The sequence below is a fragment of the Methylobacterium sp. 1A genome (assembly GCF_058072805.1).
In genome coordinates this window covers 2,786,998-2,813,366 of the sequence record NZ_JBYQVE010000001.1, presented here as the reverse complement: position 1 = coordinate 2,813,366, position 26,369 = coordinate 2,786,998, and the positions used below count along the sequence as shown (strand labels likewise).

The following is a 26,369-nucleotide window of genomic DNA, read 5'->3' as shown; positions in this document are numbered from 1 at the left end:
GGACGCGCCGGAGCCGCTGATCTTCAGCTCCCCCGCCGCGCCCGTGCCAGCGGCCTCAGACCGCCACGCGGGCCTGCTCCGCCTGGGCCGGGAGCGCGCCCCGCATCTCCGAGAAGGCCTCGCCCACCATCAGCAGCGCCGGACCGTCGAGGCCCGCCGCCTCGACCCGGTCGGCGAGGTCGGCGGCCGTGCCGCGCAGGGCCTGCTGGTTCGGGCGGGTGGCGTTGAACACCAGCAGCGCCGGCGTCGTGGGCGCCAGCCCCTCCTCCACGGCGCGCGCCAGCAAGGCCCGCAGGGTCCGCTTCGGCATGTAGACGACCGTGGTGACGCTCGGATCGGCGAGAGCGCCCCAGTTCAGGTCGTCCGGCAGCGCCCCGCGGCGGTCGTGGCCGGTGACGAACTGGAGCCGGCGCGCGGCGTCGCGATGGGTCAGGGACAGGCCGAGGGACGCCGCCGCACCCTGCGCGGCCGAGACGCCCGGCACCACGGTCACCGGGATGCCGGCGGCCCGGCAGGCCTCGATCTCCTCGCCGGCCCGGCCGAAGACCAGCGGGTCGCCGGATTTCAACCGCACCACCTGCTTGCCGGAGCGGGCGAGTTGCACCATCAGCGCGTTGATGTCGTCCTGGCGGCAGGACGGGCCGTGGCCGGTCTTGCCCACCAGCATGGTGCGGGCCTCGCGGCGGGCGTAGTCCAGGATCTCGGGCGCGACGAGGTCGTCGTAGAGGATGACGTCGGCGTTGCGCAGCGCCCGCAGCGCCTTGAGCGTGAGCAGCTCCGCGTCGCCGGGGCCGGCCCCGACCAGCGTCACGGCGCCGCCCTTCGGGGCGGTCTCGGTCTCGCCGAGCAGCTCGGCGAGATCCCGGTCCGACGGCGCCCGGTCGGGCTCCGCGAAGGCCCGGTCGGTGAAGCGCTCCCAGAAGAACCGCCGGTCGGCGAAGCCGTGGAAGCGGGCCGTGACGCCGTCGCGCCAGTCGCGGGCGGCCGCGACCCAGCGACTGAACCCGCGGGGCAGCATCGCCTCGATCCGGGCGCGCACGGTCTGCCCGAAGACCGGGGCCGCGCCCTCGGTCGAGATGCCGACCACGAGCGGCGAGCGGTTGACGATGGCGCCGAACTTCACGTCGCAGAGGTGTGGCCGGTCCACCGCGTTGACGATGGCGCCGGCGCCGCGGGCGGCCGCCACGAAGGCGACGCACTCGGCCTCGTCCTCCATCGCGCCGATGCAGAAGGCCGCGCCCCAGAGATCGTCCGGGCTCCAGGGGCGTTCGTGCAGGACCACCTGCCCGTCGACGATCTCGCCCGGCACGGCGCGCAGCTCCTCGCCGGGCTCGGGCGCGTAGACGTCGACATGGGCGCCGGCGGCGGCCAGCACCTTCACCTTCCAGGGGGCGCCGCCGGACGAGCCGGCGAGCACCACCCGCTTGCCGCGCAGGGGGACGAAGACGGGCAGCACCGCCAGCGGCTCCAGGCCGGCAGCCTTGGTCTCGCGGGGGGCGCGGGCTGCGCGCAGGGGGGTCTCGGTCACGGGCCTGTCCTGAATCGTCCTGATCCGGCCGGTCCCGACTGCCCCCTCATCCTCGGGTACCGGAGCGGAGGCCTCGAAGGAGGCTCCAGTCGGCCGCGATCCCTGGAGCTCTTCTTCGAGGACCGCTGACGCGGGCACCTCAGGATGAGGTGATCTGACAGGAGAAGCCGATCCATCCTCGCCGGCGAGTGTATCAGAAAATCACGCGGCGCATGCGGTCTGCCCGGCCAGCATCTTGCGGATCTCCGGTATGCACGAGCCGCAATTCGTCCCGGCCTTGCAGGCGGCACCCACCGCCTCCACGGAGCCGGCGCCTCCGGCGATGGTCGCGGCGATGACGTCCGCGCCGACGCCGTGACAGGCGCAGACCACCGGTCCCGCCGAGGCGGTCGCCGCGCGGCCCGAGAGCAGCGCCCGCCGCTCGGCGGCGTCGGGCGCCTCGGCGGCGAACAGGACCTTGGCGGCCTCCCAGTCCGGCCGCTCGGCGGCGGGGGCGTAGGCGAGGCAGGCGACGAGGCGGTCGCCGTCGTAGACCGCGCAGCGGTAGCGATCGCGGGCGTGGTCGGCGTATTCCGCCAGCTCGCCGCCCGGCAGCGCCTCGCTCTGGATCAGCCCGCGCACCATCAGCGCCACGGCGCGGGAGCTGTCGGCGGTGGCGAACTGCGCGCCCCAGCCGCCGGTGATCGCGGCGCGCGCCCACCACCAGCCCTCGGGCAGCGCCACCTGTCGGCGCGTCAGCAGGAAGCCGCGGGCGCGGTAGCCGACGGACTCGACCGCCGCGGGGGTCGCCTTGAGCTCGGGCTGACCCGAGACCGGGTCGGTCATGCCCCGCACCAGCGCGCCGACCCGGGCCCGCGACGCGAAGGCGCCGCCCCAGTGCATCGGCATGAACAGGCTGCCCGGCACCACCGTGTCGGTGACCGTCACCTCCAGCTCGGCCGCGCCGTGCGCGGTCGTGAGCCGGGCGATGTCGCCCTCCGCGAGGCCGTGGACCGCCGCGTCGTCCGGATGGACCTCGACGAACGGCACGGCCCGGTGCGCGGAGAGCCGCTGGCTCTTCCCGGTGCGCGTCATCGTGTGCCAGTGGTCGCGGACCCGGCCGGTGTTGAGCATGAGCGGGAACGCCGCCGAGGCCGCGAGCGCGAGGGCCGGCGGCTGCACCGCGACGAAGCGGGCGCGCCGGTCGAAGGTGTAGAACCGGCCGTCGCCGAACAGCCTCGCCTTCCCCTGTTGGGCGCCCCGGAAGCCGGAGCGCTTCGGGATCGGCCACTGCACCGGCAGGGCCGCCTCGTAGGCGGCGTCGCCGATGTCCGCGAGCGCGCCGAGGTCGAAATCGCGGGTGCCGTTGTTCTCGTAGGCCGAGAGCCCGGCATGCTCGCGGAAGATCGCGGCGGCGGAATCGAACGCGAAGGCCCGGCCGTGGCCGAGGCGGCGCCCGACATCCGCCAGCGCCGCCCAGTCCGGCCTGGCCTCGCCGGGGCTCGCGAGGAAGCGGCGCTGGCGCGAGATCCGGCGCTCGGAATTGGTGACCGTGCCGTCCTTCTCGCCCCAGGCCTGGGCGGGGAGAAGCACGGTGGTCTTGGCCCGCCCCCGCGCGGTGTCGGAATCTGCCACCGCCTCGGACACCACGTAGAGGTCGAGGCCGGCGAGCGAGTCCCGGATCGCATCGGCCCGCGGCATCGAGACCAGCGGGTTGGTGCCCATCACCCACAGCGCCTTGATCTTGCCCCGGGCGATCGCCTCGAACAGCGCCACCGCCTTCATGCCCTCGCCGGTGATGATCCGCGGGGCGCCCCAGTAGCGGCGCACCCGGTCCACCTCCTCGGGGGTGAAGTGCATGTGGGCGGCCAGCATGTTGGCGAGCCCCCCGACCTCGCGCCCGCCCATGGCGTTCGGCTGGCCGGTCAGCGAGAACGGCCCCATCCCGGTCTCGCCGATCCGGCCGGTGACGAGGTGGCAGTTGATGATGCTGTTGCCCTTGTCGGTCCCCTGCGCCGACTGGTTCACCCCCTGCGAGAAGGCCGTGACCACCCGGCGGGTGCCGGCGAACAGGGCGTAGAAGGCCGCGATGTCGGCCTCGGTCACGCCGGTGACGGCGGCGACAGCCGCGAGGTCCGGCGCGATCTGGCGGGCGCGGTCGAGGGCGCCGTCGAGGCCGGCCGTGTGGGAATCGATGAAGGCGCGGTCGCGGAAACCGTTGTCCGACAGGTAGACCAGCAGGCCCGAGAACAGGGCGGTGTCGGTGCCCGGCCGGATGCCGAGGAACAGGTCGCATTCCTGCGCGGTCTGGGTCCGGCGCGGGTCGATGACCACGAACTTGGTGCCGCGGCGCTCCTTGGCGTCGGCCATGCGGCGGAACAGGACCGGGTGGCACCACGCGGTGTTGGAGCCGACCAGCACGATCAGGTCGGCCTCGTCGAGATCCTCGTAGCAGCCCGGGACCGTGTCGGAGCCGAAGGCCCGGCGGTGGGCCGCGACCGCGCTCGACATGCAGAGGCGCGAGTTGGTGTCCACGTGCGGCGTGCCGATGAAGCCCTTCGCGAGCTTGTTGGCGACGTAGTAATCCTCGGTGAGGAGCTGGCCCGAGAGGTAGAAGGCGATCGCGTCCGGCCCGTGCTCGTCCGCCACCGCGCGGAGCTTGCCCGCGACCGTGTCGAGCGCGGCATCCCACGAGACCTGGGCGCCGTCGACCTGCGGGTGGAGCAGGCGGTTCTCGAGCGACAGGGTCTCGCCCAGCGCCGAGCCCTTCGAGCACAGGCGGCCGAAATTGGCCGGGTGCTCGGAATCGCCCGCGATGGTGGCGCCGCCCTGCCCGTCCGGGGTCGCGAGCACGCCGCACCCGACCCCGCAATAGGGGCAGGTGGTCCGCACCGTCGGCGCCGCCACTGGCTGGGTCATGGCTGAATCCTCGCAGGGTCGTCCTGGGCGGGAGCAAGCTTCGCGCCGCCGTTCCCCTCCCCCCTTTGGGGAGGGGTTAGGGGTGGGGGTGATGCAGAAGGCACCGCCCGAGCCCCGTCCTGCGCCACCCCCACCTCCGGCTCCTCCCCACAAGCTCGAGCGATCCCGGGCAAGCCCGGGGTCGCCAGGGGAGGAGAGCAAGTTGCGGTTCAGTACACGTCGGCCTGATACCGCCCGGCCTTCTTGAGCGCGGCGAGATAGGCCACCGCGTCCTCGGGGCTCTTGCCGCCGAACTGCGCCGCCACGTCGATGATCGCCCGCTCGACGTCCTTGGCCATGCGCTTGGCGTCGCCGCAGACGTAGAAATGCGCGCCGCCCTCGAGCCACTTCCACAGCTCGGCGCCGTTCTCGCGCATCCGGTCCTGGACGTAGGTCTTCTCCGTCCCGTCCCGCGACCAGGCCAGGGACAGGCGGGTGAGCACCTTGTCGTCCTTCAGGCTGTTCAGCTCGTCCTTGTAGAAGAAGTCCGAGGCCTGCCGCTGGTGGCCGTAGAACAGCCAGTTGCGGCCCGACGCCCGCGTGGCGGCGCGCTCGCGCAGGAAGGCCCGGAACGGCGCGATGCCGGTGCCGGGGCCGCACATGATCACGTCCTTCGACAGATCGGCCGGCAGGCCGAACCCGTGCGCCTTCTGGAGGTAGACCTTCACCCTGGTCTGCTCGGGCAGGCGCTCGCCCAGGTGCGTCGAGGCCACGCCCAGCCGCAGCCGCGAGCGGTGGTTGTAGCGCACCGCGTCCACGGTCAGCGACACGCGGCCGACATCCATCTTGGGCGAGGACGAGATCGAGTAGAGCCGCGGCTGCAGCTCGTCCAAGGCCTCCAGGAAGACCTCGGCGTCGGGCCGCGCGCCCGGGAACTTGTGCAGCGCGCCGAGCACGTCGAGATAGGCGGCGTCGCCGTCCGGATCCTCGCCGGAGGCGAGCGCCTGCGCCTTCTTGCGCGCTGCGCCCGAGGTGAGCAGCGACAGGAGCTGGTACAGATTGTCGGGCGCCGCGCCGAGCGCGTAGTTGATCAGCAGGTGCTCGCGCAGGGTCCTTTCCCCGATCACCCGCTCGGGCCGGGCGCCGAGTTCCGCGATCACGGCATCCACCAGTGCCGGGGCGTTGGCGGGGAACAGGCCCAGCGAGTCGCCGACCTCGTACTGGATCGGCGTGCCGTCGAGCCCGATCTCGATGTGCCACGTCTCCTTCTCGCCGCCCGGATCATTGAGGCGTCGGCGGGACAGGAACAGCGCCTCGACCGGGTTCTCGCGGCAGTAGCCGAGCGGGCCGAGATCGGCCGCCGCCTTCGGGGCATCGTCCTCCGCCTTCGGCGCCGCGGGGGCGCCGCCTGCGGCGCCGAACTCCTCGTCCAGCTTCTTGAGCATGCGCAGGGTCTCTTTGCCGCCGGGCTGGCAAAGGTTCAGGCGCGCCTCGTTCTTGAGGAAGATGGCGTTGGCGTAGTCGGCGCAGTTGTAGCCGCACTGGCCGCAATCCTGCTGGGCCATGGCGGCCATCAGCTTCTGCGGTTCGGGCCGGTCCTTCGCCATCGCCATCCGGTCGGCGATCGGCACGGACGGGTCGTGCCAGGGGGCGTCGTCGTTGTCGGCGAGTTTGGGGCCCGTGGCGGGGCCCTCGCCGGGCGCGAGCGCCGTCGCGCCCGCGACGGCGGGGCCGAGCAGGGCCGCGAAGTAGCCCGAGAGCCAGGCGCGCTGGTCCTCGTTGAAGGGCGCGGTCTCGGGGATCAGGACGAGGGGGGGCGAGACGTGCTGGGTCATGCGGCGGCCTTCAGGGCGGGCTGGTCCTCGGCGGCGTCGCGGAGCGCCTCCGCGCCGGTGCGGCTGGTGAAGGCCTGGAAGCTCTCCTCCGGGCCCTGGCGGAGGGCGAGGTAGGCGCGCAGCAGCGCCTCGACGCGGGCGGGCGCATCCTCGGCCTTCACGGCCTTCCAGATCTCGGTGCCGATCTTCGGGTTCTCGGCGAAGCCGCCGCCGACCACGACGTCGTAGCCCTCGACGGTGTCGCCCTCCTCCGAGACGACGACCTTGGCGCCGATCAGCCCGATATCGCCGATGTAGTGCTGGGCGCAGCTGTGATGGCAGCCGGTGAGGTGGACGTTCACCGGCACGTCGAGGTTCGGCAGGGCCGTCTCGACGTGGTCGGCGATGATCAGCGCGTGGCCCTTGGTGTCGGAGGCCGCGAACTTGCAGCCCTTCGCCCCCGTGCAGGCCACGAGACCGGAGCGGATGCCCGCCGCCTTGGTGGTGAGGCCGAGATCGAGCACCCGCTGCTCAACCTCGGCGACCTTCGCGTCCGGAACCCCGGAGAAGATGAAGTTCTGCCAGACGGTGAGGCGGATCTGGCCGTCGCCGCACTCGGCGGCGATCTTGGCGAGCGCCCGGACCTGATCGCTGGTCATCTTGCCGACCGGCAGGACCACGCCGATCCAGTTGAGGCCGGGCTGCTTCTGGGCGTGGACGCCGACATGGGCGAACCGGTCGGTGGCCTTCCGCGGCGCGACCTGCTCTGGCGCGACCCGGTCGAGCTTGCGGCCGAGCTTGTCCTCGACGGCCGCGAGGTACTTGTCGAAGCCCCAAGCGTCGAGGACGTACTTCATCCGGCTCTTGTTGCGGTTCGTCCGGTCGCCGTTCTCGATGAACACCCGGATGATCGCGTCGGCGACGGCGTTGCAGTCCTCCGGCTTCAGCACGATGCCGGTGTCGCGGGCGAGGTCCCGGTGGCCCGAGATGCCGCCGAGCACGAGGCGCATGTAGATGCCGGGCGGCACGGCGGCGCCGTCCAGCACTTCCACGGCCTGGAAGCCGATGTCGTTGGTCTCCTCGAGCGTCGGCATCACGCCGCTGCCGTCGAAGGCGACGTTGAACTTGCGCGGCAGGCCGTAGAGCGAGCGGTCGTTCAGGATCCAGTTGTGCCAGGACTTGGCGAGCGGGCGCGTGTCCAGAAGCTCCTGGGCGTCGATGCCGGCGGTCGAGGAGCCGGTGACGTTGCGGATGTTGTCGGCGCCCGCCCCCCGGGCCGTGAGACCGATATCGGTGAGCCCGTCGAGGAAGGGCTGGGCGTGCTCGGGATCGATCTCCCGCACCTGCAGGTTCGCCCGGGTGGTCACGTGGACGTAGCCGCCGCCGTGCTGGTCTGCGAGGTCGGCGATGCCGGCGAACTGCCAGTGGTGCAGGATCCCGTTCGGGATCCGCAGCCGGCACATGTACGAGACCTGGTTCGGCGCCACCCAGAACATCCCGTGGTAGCGCCAGCGGAAATTGTCCTCGGGCTTCGGCTGCTTGCCGGAGGCGGCCTCCCGGATGAGGCGGTTGTGGCCGTCGAACGGGTTCTCGGCGCGCTTCCATTTCTCCTGGTCGCAGAGCTTGCCGCCGTCCTTGACGGTCCGGTCCTGCGCCTTGATGTGGATCGCGTCCGGGCCCGTCGGCTCGGCCGGCGGCGCGGCCGCCCCCGCCCCGCCCGCGGCGAGGCCGCCGGTCAGGCGGACGGCGGCGATGCCGGAGGCGAAACCCTCGAGGTAGCGCTTCTGCTCGGCCTCGAACGCGCCCGCGGCGGTCTGGGTGGTGGTCTCGGACATCCGCGCCTCCTCAAGCAGCTAGGGGCTCGGGCGCGGGGCGCCCGAACATCAAGTCGTCCACGTTCTCGATCGGGTCGCCGGAGCGGATCAGCCCCTTGCAGGCGCCCTGCTCGGCGATGTCGCCGACGAATACCGCGCCGATCAGCCGGCCGCCGCGCACCAGCAGCTTGCGGTAGAGGCCGGCGCCGGGGTCGGAGAGCACGATCGCCTCCGCGTCGTCGGGCGTGTCCACGATCCCGGCCGAGAAGACCGGCAGGCCCGAAACCTTCAGGCTCGTGGACAGGGCCGTGCCCCGGTACTCGGCCGGCTCGCCCGAGAGGTGGCGGGCGAGCGTGTCGGCGTGCTCGTAGGCGGGCTCGACCAAACCGTAGATCTGGCCGCGGTGCTCGGCGCACTCGCCCAGCGCGAAGATCCGCGGGTCCGAGGTGGTCATCCGGTCGTCGACCGTGATGCCCCGGCCGGTCGCCAGCCCGGCTTCCTGCGCCAGCGCCACCGAGGGGCGCACGCCCACCGACATCACCACGAGGTCGGCCGGGAGCGCGGTGCCGTCCGCCAGCACGAGGCGCTCGACCCGGGACGCGCCCTCGATCCGGGCGGTGTCGGCCTTGAGGATGACGCGCACGCCCCGCGCCTCCATGGCGCGCTTCACCAGCCCGGCGGCGTGGTGATCGAGCTGGCGCTCCATCAGCCGGTCCATGACGTGGAGCAGCGTGGTCTCGACGCCGAGGCGCGCGAGCCCGACCGCCGCCTCGAGGCCCAGGAGGCCGCCGCCGATGACGATCGCCTTCGCGTGCTGCACGGCGGCACGGCGGATCGCCGCCACGTCGGCGAGGTCGCGGAAGGTGATGACGCCCGGGAGGTCCATGCCGGGCTTGGGCAGGCGGATCGGCAGGGAGCCGACCGCGAGGACCAGCCTGTCGAAGGGCAGGACGTGGGTCTCGCCCACGATGACGAGCCCGTTCTCCCGGTCGATCCGCGTCGCCGGCGCGCCGGTGATCAGGCGGATGCCGTGATCCGCGTACCAGTCGAGGCCCCGGAAGGCGCAGGCCGCCTCGTCGACCTCGCCGCCGAGCAGCGAGGAGAGCAGGACCCGGTTGTAGGCGGCCGTGGGCTCGGCCCCGATGCAGGTGATGTCGTAGCGGCCGGGCGCGGCCTCGGTCAGCCGCTCCAGGAAGCGCAGCGAGGCCATGCCGTTGCCGACGACGACCAGCCTCTCGCGCGGCGGGCCGTTCCCGGCGCCCGCGTCGTGTCCGCGTGTGTCCATGGGGGATGTCGCCATCGCTCGATCGCGTCTGGAACCTCGAGTGCAGGGTCGTTGGCGGACCGCCCACGAAAAAGCCGCTGCCGGTCGTCTCCCGGCAGGCTTCAGCCCCAGGGAGAACCGGATCAGCGGCCTCGCTGACGGCGCTGTCCGTCGCCGTTGACGGACGGGGGGGAGGTTTGCAGGTTCCGTGCCAGACGCCGCGCGGCCCGCGAGCGCCGCGCGGACCCGCAGGATCGGTGGGGCGGCCGGGACGTTTCGGCCGTCGAGGCGGCGGCTTCGGCACTGCACAAAAACTGTGCGACCCGTCGCAAAAGCGATCACGGGCGGACCGCGCTTTCCGGCAGCGACAGGAGGGTCGAGAAATTTCCGGAGGCGCGTCGACGGGGGCTACCGCGCGCACGCGATCGCCGCGTCGGCCCCGATGGGCTGACCGGCAACGCGCAGCTTCGGATTATGATGAACGTATCACGTCAGTTCGCGCGACTATAACGCCGCGAGTCGGACCGATTCTCGAGGTATAGAGTCGCAGACGTGCAATGCCGGCGCCTGGAACGCGCCCTCATCGACGTCGCGTCCATTAAAGGAGTGTCGACAGCATCGCCAGGAGCCCCAGCGTCGGCATCGCGCCGGCGGCCAGGACCCAGTACCAGGCGTGGTGCGATCCCGCCCGACGGTTGTCGTTGCAGGCGCGGGGCACGCGGCCGCCCCGCGTGACGTAGCGTCGAAGCTCGACCCGCCCGCGCGGATGCGAGATCAACGATCCAGTTTCGAGTTTGCGGCATCCGGGCATGGCTCAAGCACAACGGGCGAGCGTGCCCCGCGTTCCGCCGCTGTTCGCCGCGATTCCGCGGGCCGGTGACGAACCGCGCGAAGTGTCGCCGTCGTCAGAGATCCGCCATCGCCGCCCGGTACAGATCCGCCCTGTAGACGGTCGCGATCGCCGCCGCGATGTCGAACTGCGCGGGCACCTGCTGCGACGCCCGCATCTGCTCCAGCAGCCACCGGGCCTGCGCGGCGCGCGGCTCCTCGACCGCCGCGCCGAAGCGGATGCGCGTGCCGGGCCCGGCGGACGGGTCCGGATCGCCGAAGGCCCGGCCGACCAGGGCGGGATCGAGGTCGAGATAGGTCCGGCGGGCGAGGCGATGGATCAGTTCGGTCCGGTTCTCCGGATCCGCGCACCAGCGTCCGGCCCGGGCGACCGCCCGCACCAGCGGCAGGATCGCGCCGTCGAGCCGCGCGGAGACGGCCAGCACCTTCTCGGTCGCGTTCGGCGCGAGGGCGCTGCCGTGGACCGCCACACGCCCGTGGCCGGCCGCGACCGCCACGTCGTTCCAGGGCGCGCCCGCGCAGAACCCGTCGACCAGACCGCGCGCCAGCGCCTCCACGCAGTGCTGCGGCGGGACCACGACGGTGCGGAACGCCGCCGCGTCGAGGCCGCCGGCCTCGGCGAACAGCCGCACTTGGTAGCTGTGGCACGAGAAGGGATGCACCGTGCCGAGGCTCAGCGGGGTGCCGGCGCGGTGCCGGGCCTCCGCCACGCCCGCGAAGGCGCGGGCGACATCCGCCAGGGCCTCGCTGGCCGGGTCCATCGCGCCCCAGAGGGTGTTGGACAGCGTGACGGCGTTGCCGTCGGTGCTGAGCTGGAGCGGCACGATCAGGTCGGAGGGCGGCCCCGACAGGGCGAGCCGGCTCGCCAGCGCCAGCGGCGCCAGCATGTGCGCGCCGTCGAGATGGCCCAGCGCCAGCCGGTCGCGCAGCGTCGCCCACGAGGGCTCGGCGGTGAGGTCGAGGTCGAGCCCCTCGGCCCGGGCGAAGCCGAGTTCGTGGGCCGCGATCAGGGGCGCCGCGTCGCAGAGCGGAACGTAGCCGAGCTGGAGCCTCATCCGAGCAGGTCCGCGGTGGTGACGATCGCCCGGGCGATGTCGGCGATCTTGCGCTTCTCGTTCATGGCCTTGCGGCGCAGCTGCTTGTACGCCTCGTCCTCGGAGAGACCTTTCATGGTCATCAGGATGCCCTTCGCCCGCTCGATCAGCTTGCGGTCGGCGAGTTCGCCCCGCGCCTCCGTCAGCTCGCGCTGGAGGCGCGCGAAGGCGTTGAAGCGCAGGATCGCGATGTCGAGGATCGACTTGATCCGTTCCGCCCGCAGCCCGTCCACCACGTAGGCGGAGATCCCGGCATCGACGGCGGCCTGCATCATGGTCGAGTCCGAGCGGTCGACGAACATCGCCACGGGCCGCTCGACCTGCCGGGAGACACCCGACATCTGCTCCAGGATGTCCCGGCTCGGGCTCTCCAGATGGATCACCACCACGTCGGGCTTGAGCGCGGCAACGCGCTCCATGAGGTCGGCGGTGTCGGGAATCACGACCACGCGCCCGATCCCGGCGGCGCGCAGGCCCTCTTCCAGGATGGCCGCGCGGGCGCGGCTCGGGTCGATCACGGCGACGGTGAGATTGGTTTCAGTCATCGTGGCCCGGTACGGGGCGGGTCTTCTTCTCGAGGCCGGCCCGGCGCGGGCCGCCGCGAGCTAAGCAAGGCCCGTGCCCGTGCTGGGCCCGCGGCGCCCGTTTCCGCGGAATCCCACCTTGCGGCACCAGTAACCGCTGCGCAAAGAAACGGTCCAGCTTCCGCCGCAATGCTGGCCGCACTGTACAGGCCTCGCGGCGGTCAAGGAGATCGGTGATTCGGATGCGCAGGCCAGATCAGCCCGCCCTGACGGCCGCCGCCCACGGCCGCGTGTCCATGCCCTTCCTGCCGACGCTGGCCGTCGTGGCAATCCTGGGCGTGGCCTCGCTCTACTGCCCGACCTCGAAGCCGGGACAGCCCGGCGCCCGGGTCGAAGCGGGCGTGTCCGCCGCGCCCGGACCCACGGATTTCGCGCCGATCGCCGCCGTCGCGGCGCCGGGCCGCCCGCCCGCCGTGATCGCGTTCGCCGAGCAGTACCCGCTCGACGCCGTGATCGCGCGGACGGGGTCCCTGCCCGCCCGTCCGGCCGTGGCCGCACGGGCGAACGCCCACGTCGCGGCCGCGGGCCGGCGCGCCTGCCCCGGCCGGCGCTGCCCCGAGACGCCCCGCAGCAACACCGATCCCATGGCGCCCGCCCGCGGGGCGGCCGATGAGGCCGAGGACGCCCTGCTCCCGTCGCAGGCCATGCCCTTCGCGGCCTCGGTGGTGGAGACCCTGGTTCCGGCCGCGCGGGCCGTCGGCGACGCGGCGAATCTCGTGCGCAGCAGCGCGAGGGTGGTCCAGGGCACGGTGGCCCTGGCGGTGGCCGACTGCCTGCGCTGACCGCGTCGGGCAGCGGGCACCCCGACCTCTGGATCTCGTGACCGGACGTCCTAGGTGCGTCGCAGCGGACGGCCCGGACTGCCGGCCGCGGACCGGGGCCGGGGCCGGATGGCTGCACGCATCGAGGATTACGCGCTCGTCGGGGATTGCCGGAGCGCGGCGCTGATCAGCCGTCAGGGCAGCGTCGACTGGTTGTGCTGGCCGCGCTTCGACGCGGCCGCCCTGTTCACCAGCCTCCTGGGAACCGAGGCGCACGGCTTCTGGAAGATCTTCCCCGAGGCCGAGCACGTCGAGACGCGCTGGTCCTACCGGCCGGGCAGCCTCGTGCTGGAGACCCGCCACACCACGCGGCAGGGCGAGGTCCTGGTCACGGATTTCATGCCGGTCGGCGACGGGTCCCATCTGGTGCGGCTCGTCGAGGGCGTGCACGGGCGCGTCGCCATGCGGATGGAGATGGCGGTCCGGTTCGATTACGGCTCGGCCGTGCCCTGGGTCTCCCGCTCGGAGCTGGGCGACCTGCGCGCCGTCTCGGGCCCGCACAAGGTCGTGCTGCGCACCGACGTCCATCTCAAGGGATCGGACGCGCAGACGACGGTGTCCGAGTTCACCGTCCATGCCGGTGACAAGCACCGGTTCGTCCTGAGCTACGGTCCCTCCCACGAGGACGACCCGCCCCCGATCGAGCCGCGCAAGGTCCTCGAGACCACCGACCAGCACTGGCGCGAATGGTCGTCGCGCTGTGCCGGCGGCACGGGCTGGGACCGGATGCTCCAGCGCTCCCTGCTGACCCTCAAGGCGCTGATCTACGAGCCCACCGGCGGCATCGTGGCGGCGCCCACGGCCTCCCTGCCGGAGGGGCTCGGCGGGATCCGGAACTGGGATTACCGGTTCTGCTGGCTGCGCGACTCGACCCTGACGCTGATCGCCCTGATGGACGGCGGCTACATCGACGAGGCGCGCGACTGGCTGGGCTGGCTGCTGCGGGCCGTGGCGGGCAATCCCGAGCAGGCGCACATCCTCTACGGCATCGCGGGCGAGCGGCTGCTGCCCGAGATCGAGCTGGACTGGCTGCCGGGCTACGAGAACTCGCGGCCCGTCCGCATCGGCAACGCCGCCGCCAGCCAGTTCCAGCTCGACGTCTACGGCGAGCTGTTCGACGCGCTCTACCAGGCCCATGCCCGCGGCCTGCCGGTGAGCAAGGACGGCCTGCGGGTCGGCCTCGCGATCCTGAACCACCTGGAGACCGCGTGGCGCGAGCCCGACGAGGGGATCTGGGAGGTGCGCGGCGGGCGTCGCCACTTCACGCACTCGAAGGTCATGGCCTGGGTGGCGTTCGACCGGGCCCTGCGCATGCACGAGATGCACGAGAACGGCGCCACGCAGGAGCAGGCCGAGCGCTGGCGCGCCGTCAAGGACGAGATCCACGCCGAGGTCTGCGAGAAGGGCTTCGACCCCGCCCTCAACAGCTTCGTCCAGTCCTACGGCGCGAAGGCCCTGGACGCGAGCCTCCTGCTCATCGCCCATACCGGCTTCCTGCCGCAGCACGATCCCCGGGTGGTCGGCACCGTGGAGGCGATCGGCAAGGGGCTGATGCGGGACGGCTTCATCCTCCGCTACGAGACCGAGGGCCAGACCACCGACGGGCTGACCGGCTCCGAGGGGGCTTTCCTGCCCTGCACCTTCTGGTACGTGGACAACCTCATCGGCCTGGGGCGGCGCGACGAGGCCGGGGCACTGATCGAGCGCCTGATCGGCATCTGCACCGATCTCGGCCTCGTCAGCGAGGAATACGACGTGCAAGCCAAGCGTCTTGTGGGTAACTTCCCTCAGGCGTTCACCCACGTCGCCCTCGTCAACACGCTCCTCAGCTATACGCGCGGCGAAGGGCCGGCGGATCGGCAGGGTGGTAAGGCCAACGGAGCTCCTCCCGCCGTCCTACGGCAGCGCGAAGCCGCGAAGCGGACCGCGCGAGGCGAACTGGAAGACGCGACATCATGAGCGGTGCTGACACTCCCGCCAAGGCGGCCCTCGCTGAGATCGATACGCTCAGCATCAACACGATCCGGACGCTCGCGATCGACGCGGTGCAGAAGGCCAATTCGGGCCATGCCGGCGCGCCCATGGCGCTGGCGCCGGTCGCCTACACGCTGTGGAACCGCTACCTGCGCTACGACCCGGCGCACCCGCACTGGCCGAACCGCGACCGGTTCGTGCTGTCCTGCGGCCACGCCTCGATGCTGCTCTACGGGCTGCTGCACCTCGCGGGCGTCGCCGAGAGCGACGGCGGCAATGCCCCGGCGGTGTCGCTGGAGGACATCAAGAAGTTCCGGCAGCTCGACAGCCGGACCCCGGGCCACCCGGAATACCACTTCACCACCGGCGTCGAGACCACGACGGGCCCGCTCGGCCAGGGCGTCGCCAACTCGGTCGGCATGGCCATGGGCAGCCGCTTCCTCGGCCAGCACCTGAACCGGCCGAACCTGCCGCTGTTCGACTACAACGTCTACGCCGTCTGCTCGGACGGCGACCTGATGGAGGGCGTCGCCTCCGAGGCCGCCTCGCTCGCCGGCCACCTGCGGCTCGCCAACCTCTGCTGGATCTACGACGACAACACCGTCACCATCGAGGGCCACACGGAGCTGGCCTTCGGCGAGGAGGTCGCGACCCGCTTCCTGGCCTACGGCTGGCAGGTGCTGCGCGTCGCCGACGCCAACGACGTGCACGCGCTGGCGGGCTCGATCGAGACCTTCCTGGCCACCAACGACCGCCCGACGCTCATCATCGTCAAGTCGGTGATCGGCTACGGCGCCCCGAAGAAGCAGGGCACCTCCAAGGCCCACTCGGACGCGCTCGGCGAGGACGAGGTGAAGGGCGCCAAGCGCGCCTACGGATGGCCGGAGGACGCGCAGTTCCTCGTGCCGGACGGCGTGCAGGAGAACTTCCGCAACGGCATCGGCAAGCGCGGCGCCGGCCTCTACGATTCGTGGCAGGGCCTGCTCGCCAAGGCGAAGGAGGCGGACGCCGCCCACGCCGAGGACCTGAACGCCTTCCTGGAAGGCCGCCTGCCGGAGGGCTGGGACAAGGACATCCCCGTCTTCGAGCCGGACGCCAAGGGCCTCGCCACCCGCGAATCCTCCGGCAAGGTGCTGAACGCCATCGCCCAGCACGTGCCGTTCCTGCTCGGCGGCTCGGCCGATCTGGCGCCGTCCAACAAGTCGAACCTGACCTTCGAGGGCGCGGGCTCGTTCGGCCCGTTCTCGCCGGGCGGCCGCAACCTGCATTTCGGCGTCCGCGAGCACGCCATGGGCTCGATCGTGAACGGGCTCGGCCTCTCCGGGCTGCGGGCCTACGGCGCGACCTTCCTGGTCTTCGCCGACTACATGCGGCCGCCGATCCGGCTCGCCTCGCTCATGGAGCTGCCGGTCTTCCACATCTTCACCCACGACTCGATCGGCGTGGGCGAGGACGGGCCGACCCACCAGCCGGTGGAGCAGCTCCTGTCGCTGCGCTGCATCCCGGGCCTCGTGACCCTGCGCCCGGCCGACGCCAACGAGGTCGCCGAGGCCTACCGGGTGATCTTCACGCTGAAGAACCAGCCGGCGGTTCTCGCCCTCTCGCGCCAGCCGCTGCCGACCCTCGACCGCGCGAAGTACGGGGCCGCCTCCGGCACCGCCAAGGGCGGCTACGTGCTGGCCGACAGCGAGGGCACGCCCGACGTGATCCTGCTCGCCTCGGGCTCCGAGGTGCAGCTCTGCGTCGGTGCCTACGAGGCCCTGAAGGCCGAGGGGGTGAAGGCCCGGGTCGTGTCGATGCCGTCCTGGGACCTGTTCGAGCGCCAGGACGAGGCCTACCGCGACTCGGTGCTGCCCCCCGCCGTCAAGGCCCGGGTGGCCGTCGAGCAGGGCAGCGTCATCGGCTGGGACCGCTACGCCGGTTCCGAGGGCGCGATCATCGGCATGCACACCTTCGGCGCCTCGGCGCCGATCAAGGATCTCCAGACCAAGTTCGGTTTTACCCCCGAGAAGGTCCTGGACGCCGCGAAGGCGCAGGTGGCCAAGCACAGGAAGTAGCCCGGGGGCCTGCTCTCCCGCCCGGTCCGGGCGGGAGGGTGCGTTCGGGCGAGAGTACGCGGTACGCGAGGCGAGGAACCGACATGAACGCGCTCAAGGCCCTGCACGACGAACAGGATCAAGCGGTCTGGCTCGACTTCGTGGCCCGCGGATTCATCGAGAAGGGCGAGCTGAAGCAGCTCGTGGAGCGCGACGGCCTGCGGGGCGTCACCTCCAACCCGTCGATCTTCGAGAAGGCGATCGGCCACTCGGACGAGTACGACGACAGCCTGAAGGCCGTGCAGGCGACCGGCGACAGCCGCGTCATCGACCTCTACGAGGGGCTCGCCATCGCCGACATCCAGGCGGCCGCCGACGTGCTCCGCCCGGTCTACGAGGCGAGCGACGGTGCCGACGGCTACGTCAGCCTGGAGGTCTCGCCCTACCTCGCCCTCGACACCGAGGAGACCCTCGCGGAAGCGCGGCGCCTGCACAAGGCGGTGTCGCGCGACAACCTGATGGTCAAGGTGCCGGCCACCCCGCAGGGCATCCCGGCGATCCGGCAGCTGACGAGCGAGGGCATCTCGATCAACGTCACCCTGCTGTTCTCGCAGGAGGCCTACGAGGCCGTGGCGCGCGCCTTCATCGACGGTCTCGACGCGCGCGCGAAGGCCGGCCACGACGTCTCGCGGATCGCCAGCGTGGCGAGCTTCTTCATCAGCCGCATCGACGTCCTGGTCGACAAGCTCCTCGACGAGAAGATCGCGCAGGCCAACGACCCGGACGAGAAGTTCGCCCTGGAGCAGCTGAAGGGCAAGGTGGCGATCGCCAACGCAAAGCTCGCCTACCAGCGCTACAAGACGATCTTCGCCGAATCCAAGTGGACCGCGCTGGCCGAGAAGGGCGCCAAGGCGCAGCGGCTGCTCTGGGCCTCCACGGGCGTGAAGAACAAGGCCTATTCCGACGTCCTCTACGTCGAGGAGCTGATCGGGCCGAACACCGTCAACACGATGCCGCCGGCCACCATGGACGCGTTCCGCGACCACGGCGTGGTGCGGGCCACGATCGAGGAGGACGTGCCCGGCGCCGAGGCGATGATGAACCGCCTCGCCCGGGCCGGGATCGACATCGAGGCGGTGGCCGAGCAGCTGGTGAAGGAGGGCGTGCAGCTCTTCATCGACGCCGCCGACAACCTGCTGGGCGCCGTCGCCGGCAAGCGCGTCGCGCTGCTGGGGCACCGTCTGGACGGGCAGAGCCTCGCCATGGACGACACCCTGGCGGCCGAGGCCAAGAAGGCCGTCGAATCCTGGCGCGCCAGCGGGTCGATCCGCCGGCTCTGGGCGGGCGACGCCGCGGTCTGGTCCGGCCACGACGAGGCGAACTGGCTCGGCTGGCTGCACATCGTCGAGGAGGAGCTGGAGAAGGCCGCCGACTACGCCGCCTTCTCCGACTGGGTGAAGGCGCAGGGCTTCACCGACGCCGTGGTGCTGGGCATGGGCGGGTCGAGCCTCGGCCCGGAGGTCCTGAGCCTGACCTACGGTCAGCGCGAGGGGTTCCCGAAGCTCCAGATCCTCGACTCGACCCACCCGGATCAGGTGCGCGCCCTGGAGGCGAGCATCGACCTCGGCAAGACGCTCTTCATCGTCGCGTCCAAGTCCGGCTCGACCCTGGAGCCGAACGTCTTCCGCGACTACTTCCTGGCCCGCGCGAAGGACGTGCTGGGCGACCGCGCCGGCGACCACTTCGTGGCCGTGACCGATCCCGGCTCCGACATGGAGCGCGCCGCGCAGAGCGATAAGTTCAAAAAGATCTTCTACGGCGTGAAGCAGATCGGCGGGCGCTACTCGGTGCTCTCGGCCTTCGGCCTCGTGCCGGCCGCCGCCATGGGCCTCGACGTGAAGGCGCTCCTCGAGACCGCCCGCATCATGGTCCGCTCCTGCGGCCCGGCCGTGCCGCCGGCCGTGAACCCGGGCGTCCTGCTCGGCACGGCCATCGGCGCCGCGGCGCTCGCCGGGCGCGACAAGGTGACGATCGTCGCCTCGCCGGCGATCGCGAGCTTCGGCGCCTGGGCCGAGCAGCTGATCGCGGAATCGACCGGCAAGCAGGGCAAGGGCCTCGTGCCGGTGGACGGCGAGCCGGTCGGCGTCCCGGCCGTCTACGGCCACGACCGGTTCTTCATCTACCTGCGCCTCGACGGCAACGCCGAGGCCGCGCAGGACGAGGCCCTGCGCGCCCTGGAGCGGGACGGCCACCCGATCGCCCGCATCACCCTCGACTCGATCGAGCAGCTGCCGCAGGAATTCTACCGCCTGGAGATGGCGACCGCGGTGGCCGGTGCGGTGATCGGGATCAACCCGTTCGACCAGCCCGACGTCGAGGCCAGCAAGGTCGAGACGAAGAAGCTGTTCGCCGAGGCCGAGGCGAAGGGCGCCCTCCCCGCCGAGACGCCGCTCTACGAGGACGACTGGGTCGCGCTCTACGCTGATCCGCGGAACGCCGACGCCCTCAAGCCGGCCGCCGAGGGGCTCGAGGCCGCGATCAAGGCGCAGATCGGCCGCCTGAAGGACGGCGATTACCTGGGGCTCCTGGCCTACGTCCCGCGCGACGCCGAGGCCGCCGCGATCCTGCAGGAGCCGCGGATCGCCGTGCGCGACGCCCGCAAGGTCGCGACCTGCCTGGAGTTCGGGCCGCGGTTCCTCCACTCGACCGGCCAGGCCTACAAGGGCGGCCCGGACACCGGCGTGTTCCTGCAGATCACGTCGGACGCTGCCGAGGACCTGCCGATCCCGGGCCGGAAGCTCGGGTTCAGCACCGTCGTCGCGGCGCAGGCGCGGGGCGATTTCGCCGTCCTCGCCGAGCGCGGCCGGCGGGCGCTGCGGGTCCACCTCAAGGGCGGCGACACGAAGGCCGGCCTCGTGCGGGTCGCGGCGGCGCTGAAGATGGCGGTCGTCTAGCCGCCCCGGACCGGCGGCGGGGGGCTTCCCGGCCCGCCGTCGGCCCGCCGCGGCAGACCTCGTCCCGCGAGCGGGCGAGGCTCGCGGATCGCCTGTGACGTCGGTGAAGCCGTAGGGGCCTGACCCTCGCCGCGCGGGGGCAATCGGTAAGGAAGGGCAGCAATGCAACTCGGCATGATCGGCCTCGGCCGGATGGGCGGCAACATCGTCCGGCGTCTCCTGCGCGACGGGCACACAGCCGTGGTGTTCGACCAGAACCCGGCGGCCGTCGCCGCCCTGGTCGAGGCCGGCGCGGTCGGCGCGTCGAGCCTGGAGGACCTGGTCTCGAAGCTCGAGGTGCCGCGCGCGGCCTGGGTGATGCTGCCGGCCGGGGCGATCACCGAGCAGACCGTCCAGGCGCTCTCGGGGCTGATGCAGGCGGACGACTGCGTCATCGACGGCGGCAACTCCTTCTACGGCGACGATGTCCGCCGCGGGGCCGCCCTGAAGGAGAAGGGCCTGCACTACGTGGATGTCGGCACTTCGGGCGGCGTCTGGGGCCTGGAGCGCGGCTACTGCATGATGATCGGCGGCGACAAGGAGGCCGTCGACCGCCTCGACCCGATCTTCAAGACCCTGGCGCCCGGCATCGGCGACATCCCGAAGACGCCGAACCGCGAGGGGCGCGACCCCCGCGCCGAGCAGGGCTACATCCACGCGGGCCCGACCGGCGCCGGCCACTTCGTCAAGATGGTCCATAACGGCATCGAGTACGGCCTGATGCAGGCCTACGCGGAGGGCTTCGACATCCTCCGCCACGCCAACGCGTCCGACCTGCCGGCCGAGCGCCGCTTCGATCTCAACATGGGCGACATCGCCGAGGTCTGGCGCCGCGGCAGCGTCGTCTCGTCCTGGCTGCTCGACCTGACCGCCCAGGCACTCGCGGGCGACGAGCAGCTCACCGACTTCTCCGGCTACGTCGAGGATTCGGGCGAGGGCCGCTGGACCATCAACGCCGCCGTCGAGGAGGGCGTCCCGGCGACGGTGCTCTCCGCCGCCCTCTACCGCCGCTTCCGCTCCCGCGAGCACGCGAGCTACGCCGACAAGCTGCTCTCGGCGATGCGCAAGGGCTTCGGCGGCCACCAGGAGCCGAAGGGCTGAGCGGGACGCCCGCAGGCCGACCTGTCCGACCCCCGAAGCCGCAGGGCCCGAACCCATGAGTCTTCCCGTCGGAACCCACGTCCTGAAGGATCCGGAGGCGGTCGCCCGCGAGGCGGCCGAGCGGATCATCGTGGCCTGCGGCGAGAGCCGGTCCGACCGGATCGCGCTCTGCCTCTCGGGCGGCTCGACGCCCAAGGTGCTGTACGGCCTGCTGGCCGGGCCGGACTACGCGGCCCGGGTGCCGTGGGAGCGGATCCACTGGTTCTTCGGCGATGACCGCGCCGTGCCGTGGGACGATCAGCGCAGCAATGTCCGGATGGTTCGGGAGGCGTTCGGGCACGGGTCCCGGATCCCGCCGACGCATCTCCACTTCATCCCGTCGGACGAGGGTCCGGAGGCGGGCGCCCGCGCCTACGAGCGGACGCTCCTCGACTTCTACGGGGCCGAGCACCTCGATCCGGCCCGCCCGCTGTTCGACCTCGTGCTCCTCGGCCTCGGCGAGGACGGGCACACCGCCTCGCTGTTTCCCGGCAAGCCCGCCGTCGACGAGACCCGGCGGCTCGTCGTCGCCGTGCCCGAGGCCGGCCTGGAGCCGTTCGTTCCGCGGATCAGCCTGACGCTGCCGGCGCTCGCGTCCTCCCGGCACGTGCTGTTCCTCGTCACCGGGGCCGGCAAGCGGGCCCCGCTGGCCCGGCTGGCCGCCGGCGAGACCCTGCCGGCCGGCCGCGTAACCAGCGCGGGCGCCGTGGCGTGGCTGCTCGACGAGGCCGCGGCCGGCTGAACCCGCCGCGCCGGCGTCAGCCGCGCGGGAATGATCGGGCGCGCGCAACACCATTTCCTACTCGGGCGTCACCGGGCAATGGCATTGCCACGTCGCACGTGATGACGTTCGAGAACGCAACCCGTCATCGCCAGCCTCTGGGTATCCTTCGTGCAGCCTCGTGAAAGGGCACCGAAGGAGACCTGCCGATGCCGCAGACCACCACCCCGACCGACGTCGAGGCGATGCTGGCGAACCTCGCGCGCTCCGCGAGCCGCTCGCCGGAGGCCTATCTGGCCTCGGCCCGGGCGACCCTGGTGCGCCTGCTGGCCCAGCCGGATCTGCTCGACCCGTCGCGGCTGGTCGGCCGGGGGCCCGGCCTGAGCCGGAACCTCCTGTTCGGCACCGAGGCGATCAGCGTCTGGGCGATGGTCTGGGCGCCCGGCACGGTCACGCCGGTCCATGACCACCACTGCTCGTGCTGCTTCGGCCTGCTGCGCGGCAGCCTGCGGGAGACGTGGTACCGTCCGATCAGCGAGACCCACGCGGTGGCGACCATGGACGCCGTCCGCATGCCCGGCTTCGTCGCCTGCATGATGCCCACGGGGCCGAACCTGCACCGGATCGCCAATGACGGGCCGGAGGCGGCCGTCTCGATCCACGTCTACGGCTACGACCACCGGGCGCAGGACTCGTCGATCCACCGGACCTACGCGGTGGCGGCGGGCTGAGCCCCGCCGCGGCGCGGCCGCGTCACGCCACGTAGATCGTCGGGACGGCAGTCGTGTACTTCATCTCCTCCATGGCGATGGAGGAGGACAGGTTCGAGAAGTCGAGCTTGGCGATGAGGCGCTGGTAGACCGCGTCGTAGGCCTCGATATCGGGCACCACGATCCGCAGCAGGTAGTCGATCTCGCCGGTCAGGCGCCACGCCTCGACGATCTCCGGGAAGCCGGCGACCACCCGCCGGAACGCGTCCGACCAGTCTGCGGCGTGGCGCGGTGCCTTCACGGCCACGAACACCGTGGTGGGGACGTTGACCTTGCGGCGGTCCACCAGGGCGACCCGGCGGCGGATCACCCCGGACGCCTCCAGCTTCTTCACCCGCCGCCAGCACGGCGCCGCGCTGATGCCGACCTGCTCGGCGAGTTCGGCCACCGGGAGCGTCGCGTCCTGCTGGAGGAGATCGAGGATCTTCCGGTCCACGGCGTCCATGCGATCGATGCTCCCGTCGGCGCGTCCGGGCCGGACTACAGGGCGAAGTGCTTCGAGAGCTTGAGCCCCTGGGCCTGGTAGTTCGAGCCGGCCCCCGCCCCGTAGAGCGTCTCCGGCAGGTCGAGCATCCGCTCGTAGACGAGGCGGCCGACGATCTGCCCGTCCTCCAGAAGGAAGGGCACGTCGCGGGAGCGGACCTCCAGCACGGCCCGCGCGCCCGCCCCGCCGGCCCCGGCATAGCCGAAGCCCGGGTCGAAGAAGCCCGCGTAGTGGACGCGGAACTCGCCCACGAGGGGATCGAACGGCACCATCTCGGCGGCGTGGTCCGGCGGGACCTGCACCGCCTCCTTGGAGGCCAGGATGTAGAACTGGCCGGGATCGAGGATCAGGCTGCCCGATCCGTCGGCGGCGAGGGGTTCCCAGAAATCCGCCGCCCGGTGGCGACCGGGGGCGTCGACGTCGACGAGGCCGGTGTGGCGCTTCGCCCGGTAGCCGACGAGGCCGTCGAAGCCGGCGAGGTCGACCGAGACCGCCACGCCGCCCTGGAAGGACGGGCTGCCGGCGTCGACTAGGGCCGAGCGGGCGTGCAGCAGGCCGAGCTCGGCCTCGGTCAGCCGCGGCGCCCCGCGGCGGAAGCGGATCTGCGACAGCCGCGAGCCGCTGCGCACGAGGACCGGGAAGGTGCGCGGCGAGATCTCCGCGTAGAGCGGCCCGTCGTAGCCGGGCTCGACCTGGTCGAAGGCCTCGCCCCGGTCGGTGATCACGCGGGTGAAGACGTCGATGCGCCCGGTCGAGCTCTTCGGGTTCGCGGCCGCCGCGAGATCGGCCGGCAGGGTGAGGCTCTCCTGGAGCTCCGCGATGTAGACGCAGCCCGTCTCCAGAACGGCGCCCGGGCGCAGGTCCACGGCGTGCAGCGACAGCCGGTCGACGCAGGCCTGGACCGTCCGCCCCGAGCCCGGCAGGAAGCTCGTCCGCACCCGGTAGGCCCTGGCGCCCAGGCGCAGGTCGAGGCTCGCGGGCTGGATCTGATCGGCCGCGAAGGGGCTCGCATTGCGGATGCCGCCCGCCCGCGCGAGGGCGGCGATCGCCTGGGCCGGCAGGATGCCGGATCGGCCGTCCGCGCTCGACTCGGCGGCTCCCGTGGCTGCGCCCGCGTTCATCGCGCCCCTGACTCCCTCGCGCGCCCCGGCCGGTCCGCGTCACGCCGAGCAGCGTTGTCCGCCGGGACCCGCTAACGCGGGCTTAACCGCGTCCGGAGGCCTCGCGAGGCCGGCGCCGCGACCGGCGGCCCGCCGCGCCGCGCGAGGTAGTCCGCCGCAATTGACGGCGATTCCGCCGCCCACTACCACCGGCCGGGAAGCGCGTTCCATTCGGCTTCAGCGAGTCGTACCGTCCGAAGAAGGGCCAATTAGGGCGATGTACAAGGCCGAGACGCGGGGAATAAGTGTGACGGTCCAGTCTCGTTTCGTCGAGGAGGAGTCCTCGCCGACCGAGAGCCGGTACTTCTTCGCCTACACGGTCGAGATCGTGAACAACGGCAGCGAGCAGGTCCAGCTGCGCTCGCGCCACTGGCGGATCATCGACGGGCACGGGGCCTGCCAGGAAGTGCGCGGCACCGGTGTGGTCGGCAAGCAGCCAGTGCTGGAGCCGGGCGAGTCCTTCTGCTACACCAGCGGCTGTCCGCTCAACACGCCCGACGGGTTGATGGCCGGCAGCTACACCATGGCGACGGTGGCCGGCGAGAGCTTCGAGGCCGAGATCCCCGCCTTCTCCCTCGACAGCCCGCACGTCCGCCGCAGCCTGCACTGAGGTCCCGGCCGGGGCCTCGCCCCGGAGGAATCCATGTCCGCGACCGGCGAGCGGCTGAGCCCGCTCGACATGCTCGCCCGCCTCGTGTCCTTCGACACGGAGAGCGACAAGTCCAACCTCGCCCTGATCGACGCCGTCTGCGCCTATCTCGACGGCTGGGACGTCCCGTACCTGCGCCTCCCGAACGCGGCGGGCGACAAGGCCGCGATCCTCGCCACGGTCGGCCCGATGGTCGACGGCGGCACCGTCCTGTCCGGACACACCGACGTGGTGCCGGTGGTGGGCCAAGCCTGGACCGGCGACCCGTTCACCCTGCGCGTCGCCGACGGCCGTGCCTACGGACGGGGCGCGGTCGACATGAAGGGCTTCGACGCGCTGGCCCTGGCGCTCGTGCCCGACATGCTCGCCGCCGGCCTGAAGCGGCCGATCCACATCCTGCTCTCCTACGACGAGGAGACGACCTGCCTCGGCTCGATGGACGGGATCGCGCGGTTCGGCGACGGCCTGCCGCGGCCGGCCGCGGTGATCGTCGGCGAGCCCACCGGGATGGAGGTGGCGGACGCCCACAAGAGCATCGTCACCTGCCTCACCACGGTCCACGGCCACGAGGCCCATTCCGCCCGCCCCGCCCTCGGCGCGAACGCCGTATCGGCCGCCTGCGACCTCGTCGCCGGCCTCAACCGGATCGCCGACCTGATGATCGAGCGCGGCGACCCGTCCGGGCGGTTCGACCCGGCCTCGACCACGGTCCATGTCGGGACGATCCAGGGTGGCACCGCCCGCAACATCCTCGCCAAGGAGTGCCGCTTCCTCTGGGAGTATCGCGGCCTGCCGGATCTCGACCCGGCCGAGATCCCGCGGCTCTTCGCGGCCGAGGTCGAGCGGGTCACCCGCGAGCGCCTCAACCGCTACGGCGCGTTCGGGCGGATCGAGACGCTGGAGGAGGTCGACATCCCCGGCCTCGCCCCGGAGCCGGGCTCGGCGGCCGAGCGCCTCTGCCTGCGCCTCGCCGGACGCAACCACACCGTCGCGGTCCCCTACGCCACCGAGGCCGGGCGCTTCCAGGCGGCCGGTCTCCCGACGGTGGTCTGCGGCCCCGGCGACATCGCCCAGGCGCACCAGCCCGACGAGTTCATCACCCTCGACGCCCTGGGCCAGGGTGAGCACTTCCTGCGCGAGCTGATCGAGGCCAGTGCGTCATGAATGCGGTGACCGGTATCACCATCAAGCTGCGTCCGCTGGAGCGGGAGGACCTGCGCTTCGTCCACCAGCTCAACAACAACGACAGCATCATGCGCTACTGGTTCGAGGAGGCCTACGAGTCCTTCGCCGAATTGCAGCAGCTCTACGAGCGCAACATCCACAACCAGACCGAGCGGCGCTTCATCGTGGCCGATCCGAGCGGGGAGCCGGCCGGGCTGATCGAGCTCGTCGAGATCAACCACCTGCACCGGCGCTGCGAGTTCCAGATCGCGATCCACCCGAGCTTCCAGGGCCGCGGCTACGCGTGGCAGGCCACCCGGATCGCCATGGATTACGCGTTCAGCGTGCTCAACATCCACAAGCTCTACCTGCACGTCGACCGGGATAACGCCCGGGCCGTGCGGATCTACGAGCGCTGCGGCTTCCACCCCGAGGGCGTGTTGAAGGACGAGTTCTTCGTGAACGGGCGCTACCGCGACGCCGTGCGGATGTGCCTGTTCCAGCCGGACTACCTGAGGGCCCGCGGCGGAGGCGGCGACATCGCCGAGCCCGTCCTGAAGGTCTGAACCAGGTCTCGTCCGCCGCCGACGGGCGACGGACGAGCTCGAAACGACGCGGGGGCGGAGCCCGTCG

20 protein-coding genes are annotated in these 26,369 nt (G+C 72.0%); 10 read left to right on the top strand and 10 right to left on the bottom strand.

Annotated elements, in window-relative coordinates; all coding sequences use genetic code 11:
• Nucleotides 1–55: 55 nt before the first annotated feature.
• From cysG to ACX9MN_RS13670, 8 genes are all read right to left on the bottom strand, one after another.
• Nucleotides 56–1,528 carry a siroheme synthase CysG gene (gene cysG, locus ACX9MN_RS13705; protein ID WP_091681147.1) on the bottom strand — a complete coding sequence of 491 codons (1,473 nt, stop codon included), beginning with the start codon at nucleotides 1,526–1,528 and terminating at the stop codon, nucleotides 56–58.
• Nucleotides 1,529–1,729: 201 nt separating this feature from the next.
• Nucleotides 1,730–4,426, bottom strand: coding sequence for a nitrate reductase (locus tag ACX9MN_RS13700; protein WP_489724709.1), 2,697 nt, complete (start codon nucleotides 4,424–4,426; stop codon nucleotides 1,730–1,732).
• Nucleotides 4,427–4,635: 209 nt separating this feature from the next.
• Entirely contained in the window at nucleotides 4,636–6,240 is a 1,605-nt protein-coding gene (locus ACX9MN_RS13695; protein ID WP_489724708.1) for a sulfite reductase subunit alpha, read from the bottom strand.
• Nucleotides 6,237–8,054, bottom strand: a complete 1,818-nt coding sequence (locus ACX9MN_RS13690; protein WP_489724707.1) for a NirA family protein — start codon at nucleotides 8,052–8,054, stop codon at nucleotides 6,237–6,239. The genes ACX9MN_RS13695 and ACX9MN_RS13690 overlap by 4 nt, the downstream gene beginning before the upstream one ends.
• Before the next feature lie 10 nt (nucleotides 8,055–8,064).
• Entirely contained in the window at nucleotides 8,065–9,318 is a 1,254-nt protein-coding gene (locus ACX9MN_RS13685; RefSeq protein WP_489724706.1) for an NAD(P)/FAD-dependent oxidoreductase, read from the bottom strand.
• A 577-nt stretch (nucleotides 9,319–9,895) separates the two neighbouring features.
• The gene (locus ACX9MN_RS13680) at nucleotides 9,896–10,075 is read right to left on the bottom strand and encodes a hypothetical protein (protein WP_020094181.1); all 180 of its coding nucleotides are present in this window, start codon (nucleotides 10,073–10,075) and stop codon (nucleotides 9,896–9,898) included.
• A 127-nt stretch (nucleotides 10,076–10,202) separates the two neighbouring features.
• The gene (locus ACX9MN_RS13675) at nucleotides 10,203–11,201 is read right to left on the bottom strand and encodes a CmpA/NrtA family ABC transporter substrate-binding protein (protein WP_489724705.1); all 999 of its coding nucleotides are present in this window, start codon (nucleotides 11,199–11,201) and stop codon (nucleotides 10,203–10,205) included.
• On the bottom strand, nucleotides 11,198–11,785 hold the full coding sequence (locus ACX9MN_RS13670) for an ANTAR domain-containing response regulator (RefSeq protein WP_026605088.1): 588 nt from the start codon (nucleotides 11,783–11,785) through the stop codon (nucleotides 11,198–11,200). The genes ACX9MN_RS13675 and ACX9MN_RS13670 overlap by 4 nt, the downstream gene beginning before the upstream one ends.
• 221 nt (nucleotides 11,786–12,006) lie before the next feature.
• Between ACX9MN_RS13670 and ACX9MN_RS13665 the strand changes: the two genes are divergently transcribed.
• The 7 genes from ACX9MN_RS13665 to ACX9MN_RS13635 all read left to right on the top strand — a co-directional run bounded on the left by ACX9MN_RS13665 (nucleotide 12,007) and on the right by ACX9MN_RS13635 (nucleotide 22,240).
• On the top strand, nucleotides 12,007–12,606 hold the full coding sequence (locus tag ACX9MN_RS13665) for a hypothetical protein (RefSeq protein WP_091681144.1): 600 nt from the start codon (nucleotides 12,007–12,009) through the stop codon (nucleotides 12,604–12,606).
• Between the two features lie 108 nt (nucleotides 12,607–12,714).
• A complete protein-coding gene (locus tag ACX9MN_RS13660; RefSeq protein ID WP_489724704.1) occupies nucleotides 12,715–14,604 on the top strand; it encodes a glycoside hydrolase family 15 protein in 1,890 nt (629 codons plus the stop codon).
• A complete protein-coding gene (gene tkt / locus ACX9MN_RS13655; RefSeq protein WP_091681140.1) occupies nucleotides 14,601–16,676 on the top strand; it encodes a transketolase in 2,076 nt (691 codons plus the stop codon). The genes ACX9MN_RS13660 and tkt overlap by 4 nt, the downstream gene beginning before the upstream one ends.
• An 83-nt stretch (nucleotides 16,677–16,759) precedes the next feature.
• Nucleotides 16,760–19,609 (top strand): bifunctional transaldolase/phosoglucose isomerase, encoded by a 2,850-nt coding sequence (locus tag ACX9MN_RS13650; protein WP_489724703.1) that lies wholly within the window; start codon nucleotides 16,760–16,762, stop codon nucleotides 19,607–19,609.
• 162 nt (nucleotides 19,610–19,771) lie between these two features.
• Nucleotides 19,772–20,749, top strand: coding sequence for a phosphogluconate dehydrogenase (NAD(+)-dependent, decarboxylating) (gene gnd, locus ACX9MN_RS13645; protein ID WP_091681135.1), 978 nt, complete (start codon nucleotides 19,772–19,774; stop codon nucleotides 20,747–20,749).
• Nucleotides 20,750–20,804: 55 nt separating this feature from the next.
• Nucleotides 20,805–21,530 (top strand): 6-phosphogluconolactonase, encoded by a 726-nt coding sequence (gene pgl, locus ACX9MN_RS13640; protein ID WP_489724702.1) that lies wholly within the window; start codon nucleotides 20,805–20,807, stop codon nucleotides 21,528–21,530.
• Between the two features lie 188 nt (nucleotides 21,531–21,718).
• A complete protein-coding gene (locus tag ACX9MN_RS13635) occupies nucleotides 21,719–22,240 on the top strand; it encodes a cysteine dioxygenase (RefSeq protein ID WP_020094171.1) in 522 nt (173 codons plus the stop codon).
• A gap of 22 nt (nucleotides 22,241–22,262) precedes the next feature.
• Here the strand turns inward: ACX9MN_RS13635 and ACX9MN_RS13630 are convergent, their stop codons facing one another.
• Nucleotides 22,263–22,724 (bottom strand): Lrp/AsnC family transcriptional regulator, encoded by a 462-nt coding sequence (locus ACX9MN_RS13630; RefSeq protein ID WP_012319278.1) that lies wholly within the window; start codon nucleotides 22,722–22,724, stop codon nucleotides 22,263–22,265.
• A 35-nt stretch (nucleotides 22,725–22,759) separates the two neighbouring features.
• Nucleotides 22,760–23,884, bottom strand: coding sequence for a 2'-deoxycytidine 5'-triphosphate deaminase (locus tag ACX9MN_RS13625; RefSeq protein ID WP_447699656.1), 1,125 nt, complete (start codon nucleotides 23,882–23,884; stop codon nucleotides 22,760–22,762).
• 256 nt (nucleotides 23,885–24,140) lie between these two features.
• On the opposite strand from ACX9MN_RS13625, the gene apaG reads away from it, so the two are divergent.
• The 3 genes from apaG to speG are packed head-to-tail and all read left to right on the top strand — an operon-like array spanning nucleotide 24,141 to nucleotide 26,302.
• Nucleotides 24,141–24,533: a Co2+/Mg2+ efflux protein ApaG gene (gene apaG, locus ACX9MN_RS13620; protein WP_012319280.1), complete on the top strand. Its 393-nt coding sequence runs from the start codon at nucleotides 24,141–24,143 to the stop codon at nucleotides 24,531–24,533.
• 33 nt (nucleotides 24,534–24,566) lie between these two features.
• Nucleotides 24,567–25,736, top strand: coding sequence for an acetylornithine deacetylase (gene argE, locus ACX9MN_RS13615; protein WP_489724701.1), 1,170 nt, complete (start codon nucleotides 24,567–24,569; stop codon nucleotides 25,734–25,736).
• On the top strand, nucleotides 25,733–26,302 hold the full coding sequence (gene speG / locus ACX9MN_RS13610; protein ID WP_056533992.1) for a spermidine N1-acetyltransferase: 570 nt from the start codon (nucleotides 25,733–25,735) through the stop codon (nucleotides 26,300–26,302). Before argE ends, speG begins: the two co-directional genes overlap by 4 nt.
• Nucleotides 26,303–26,369 lie beyond the last annotated feature (67 nt).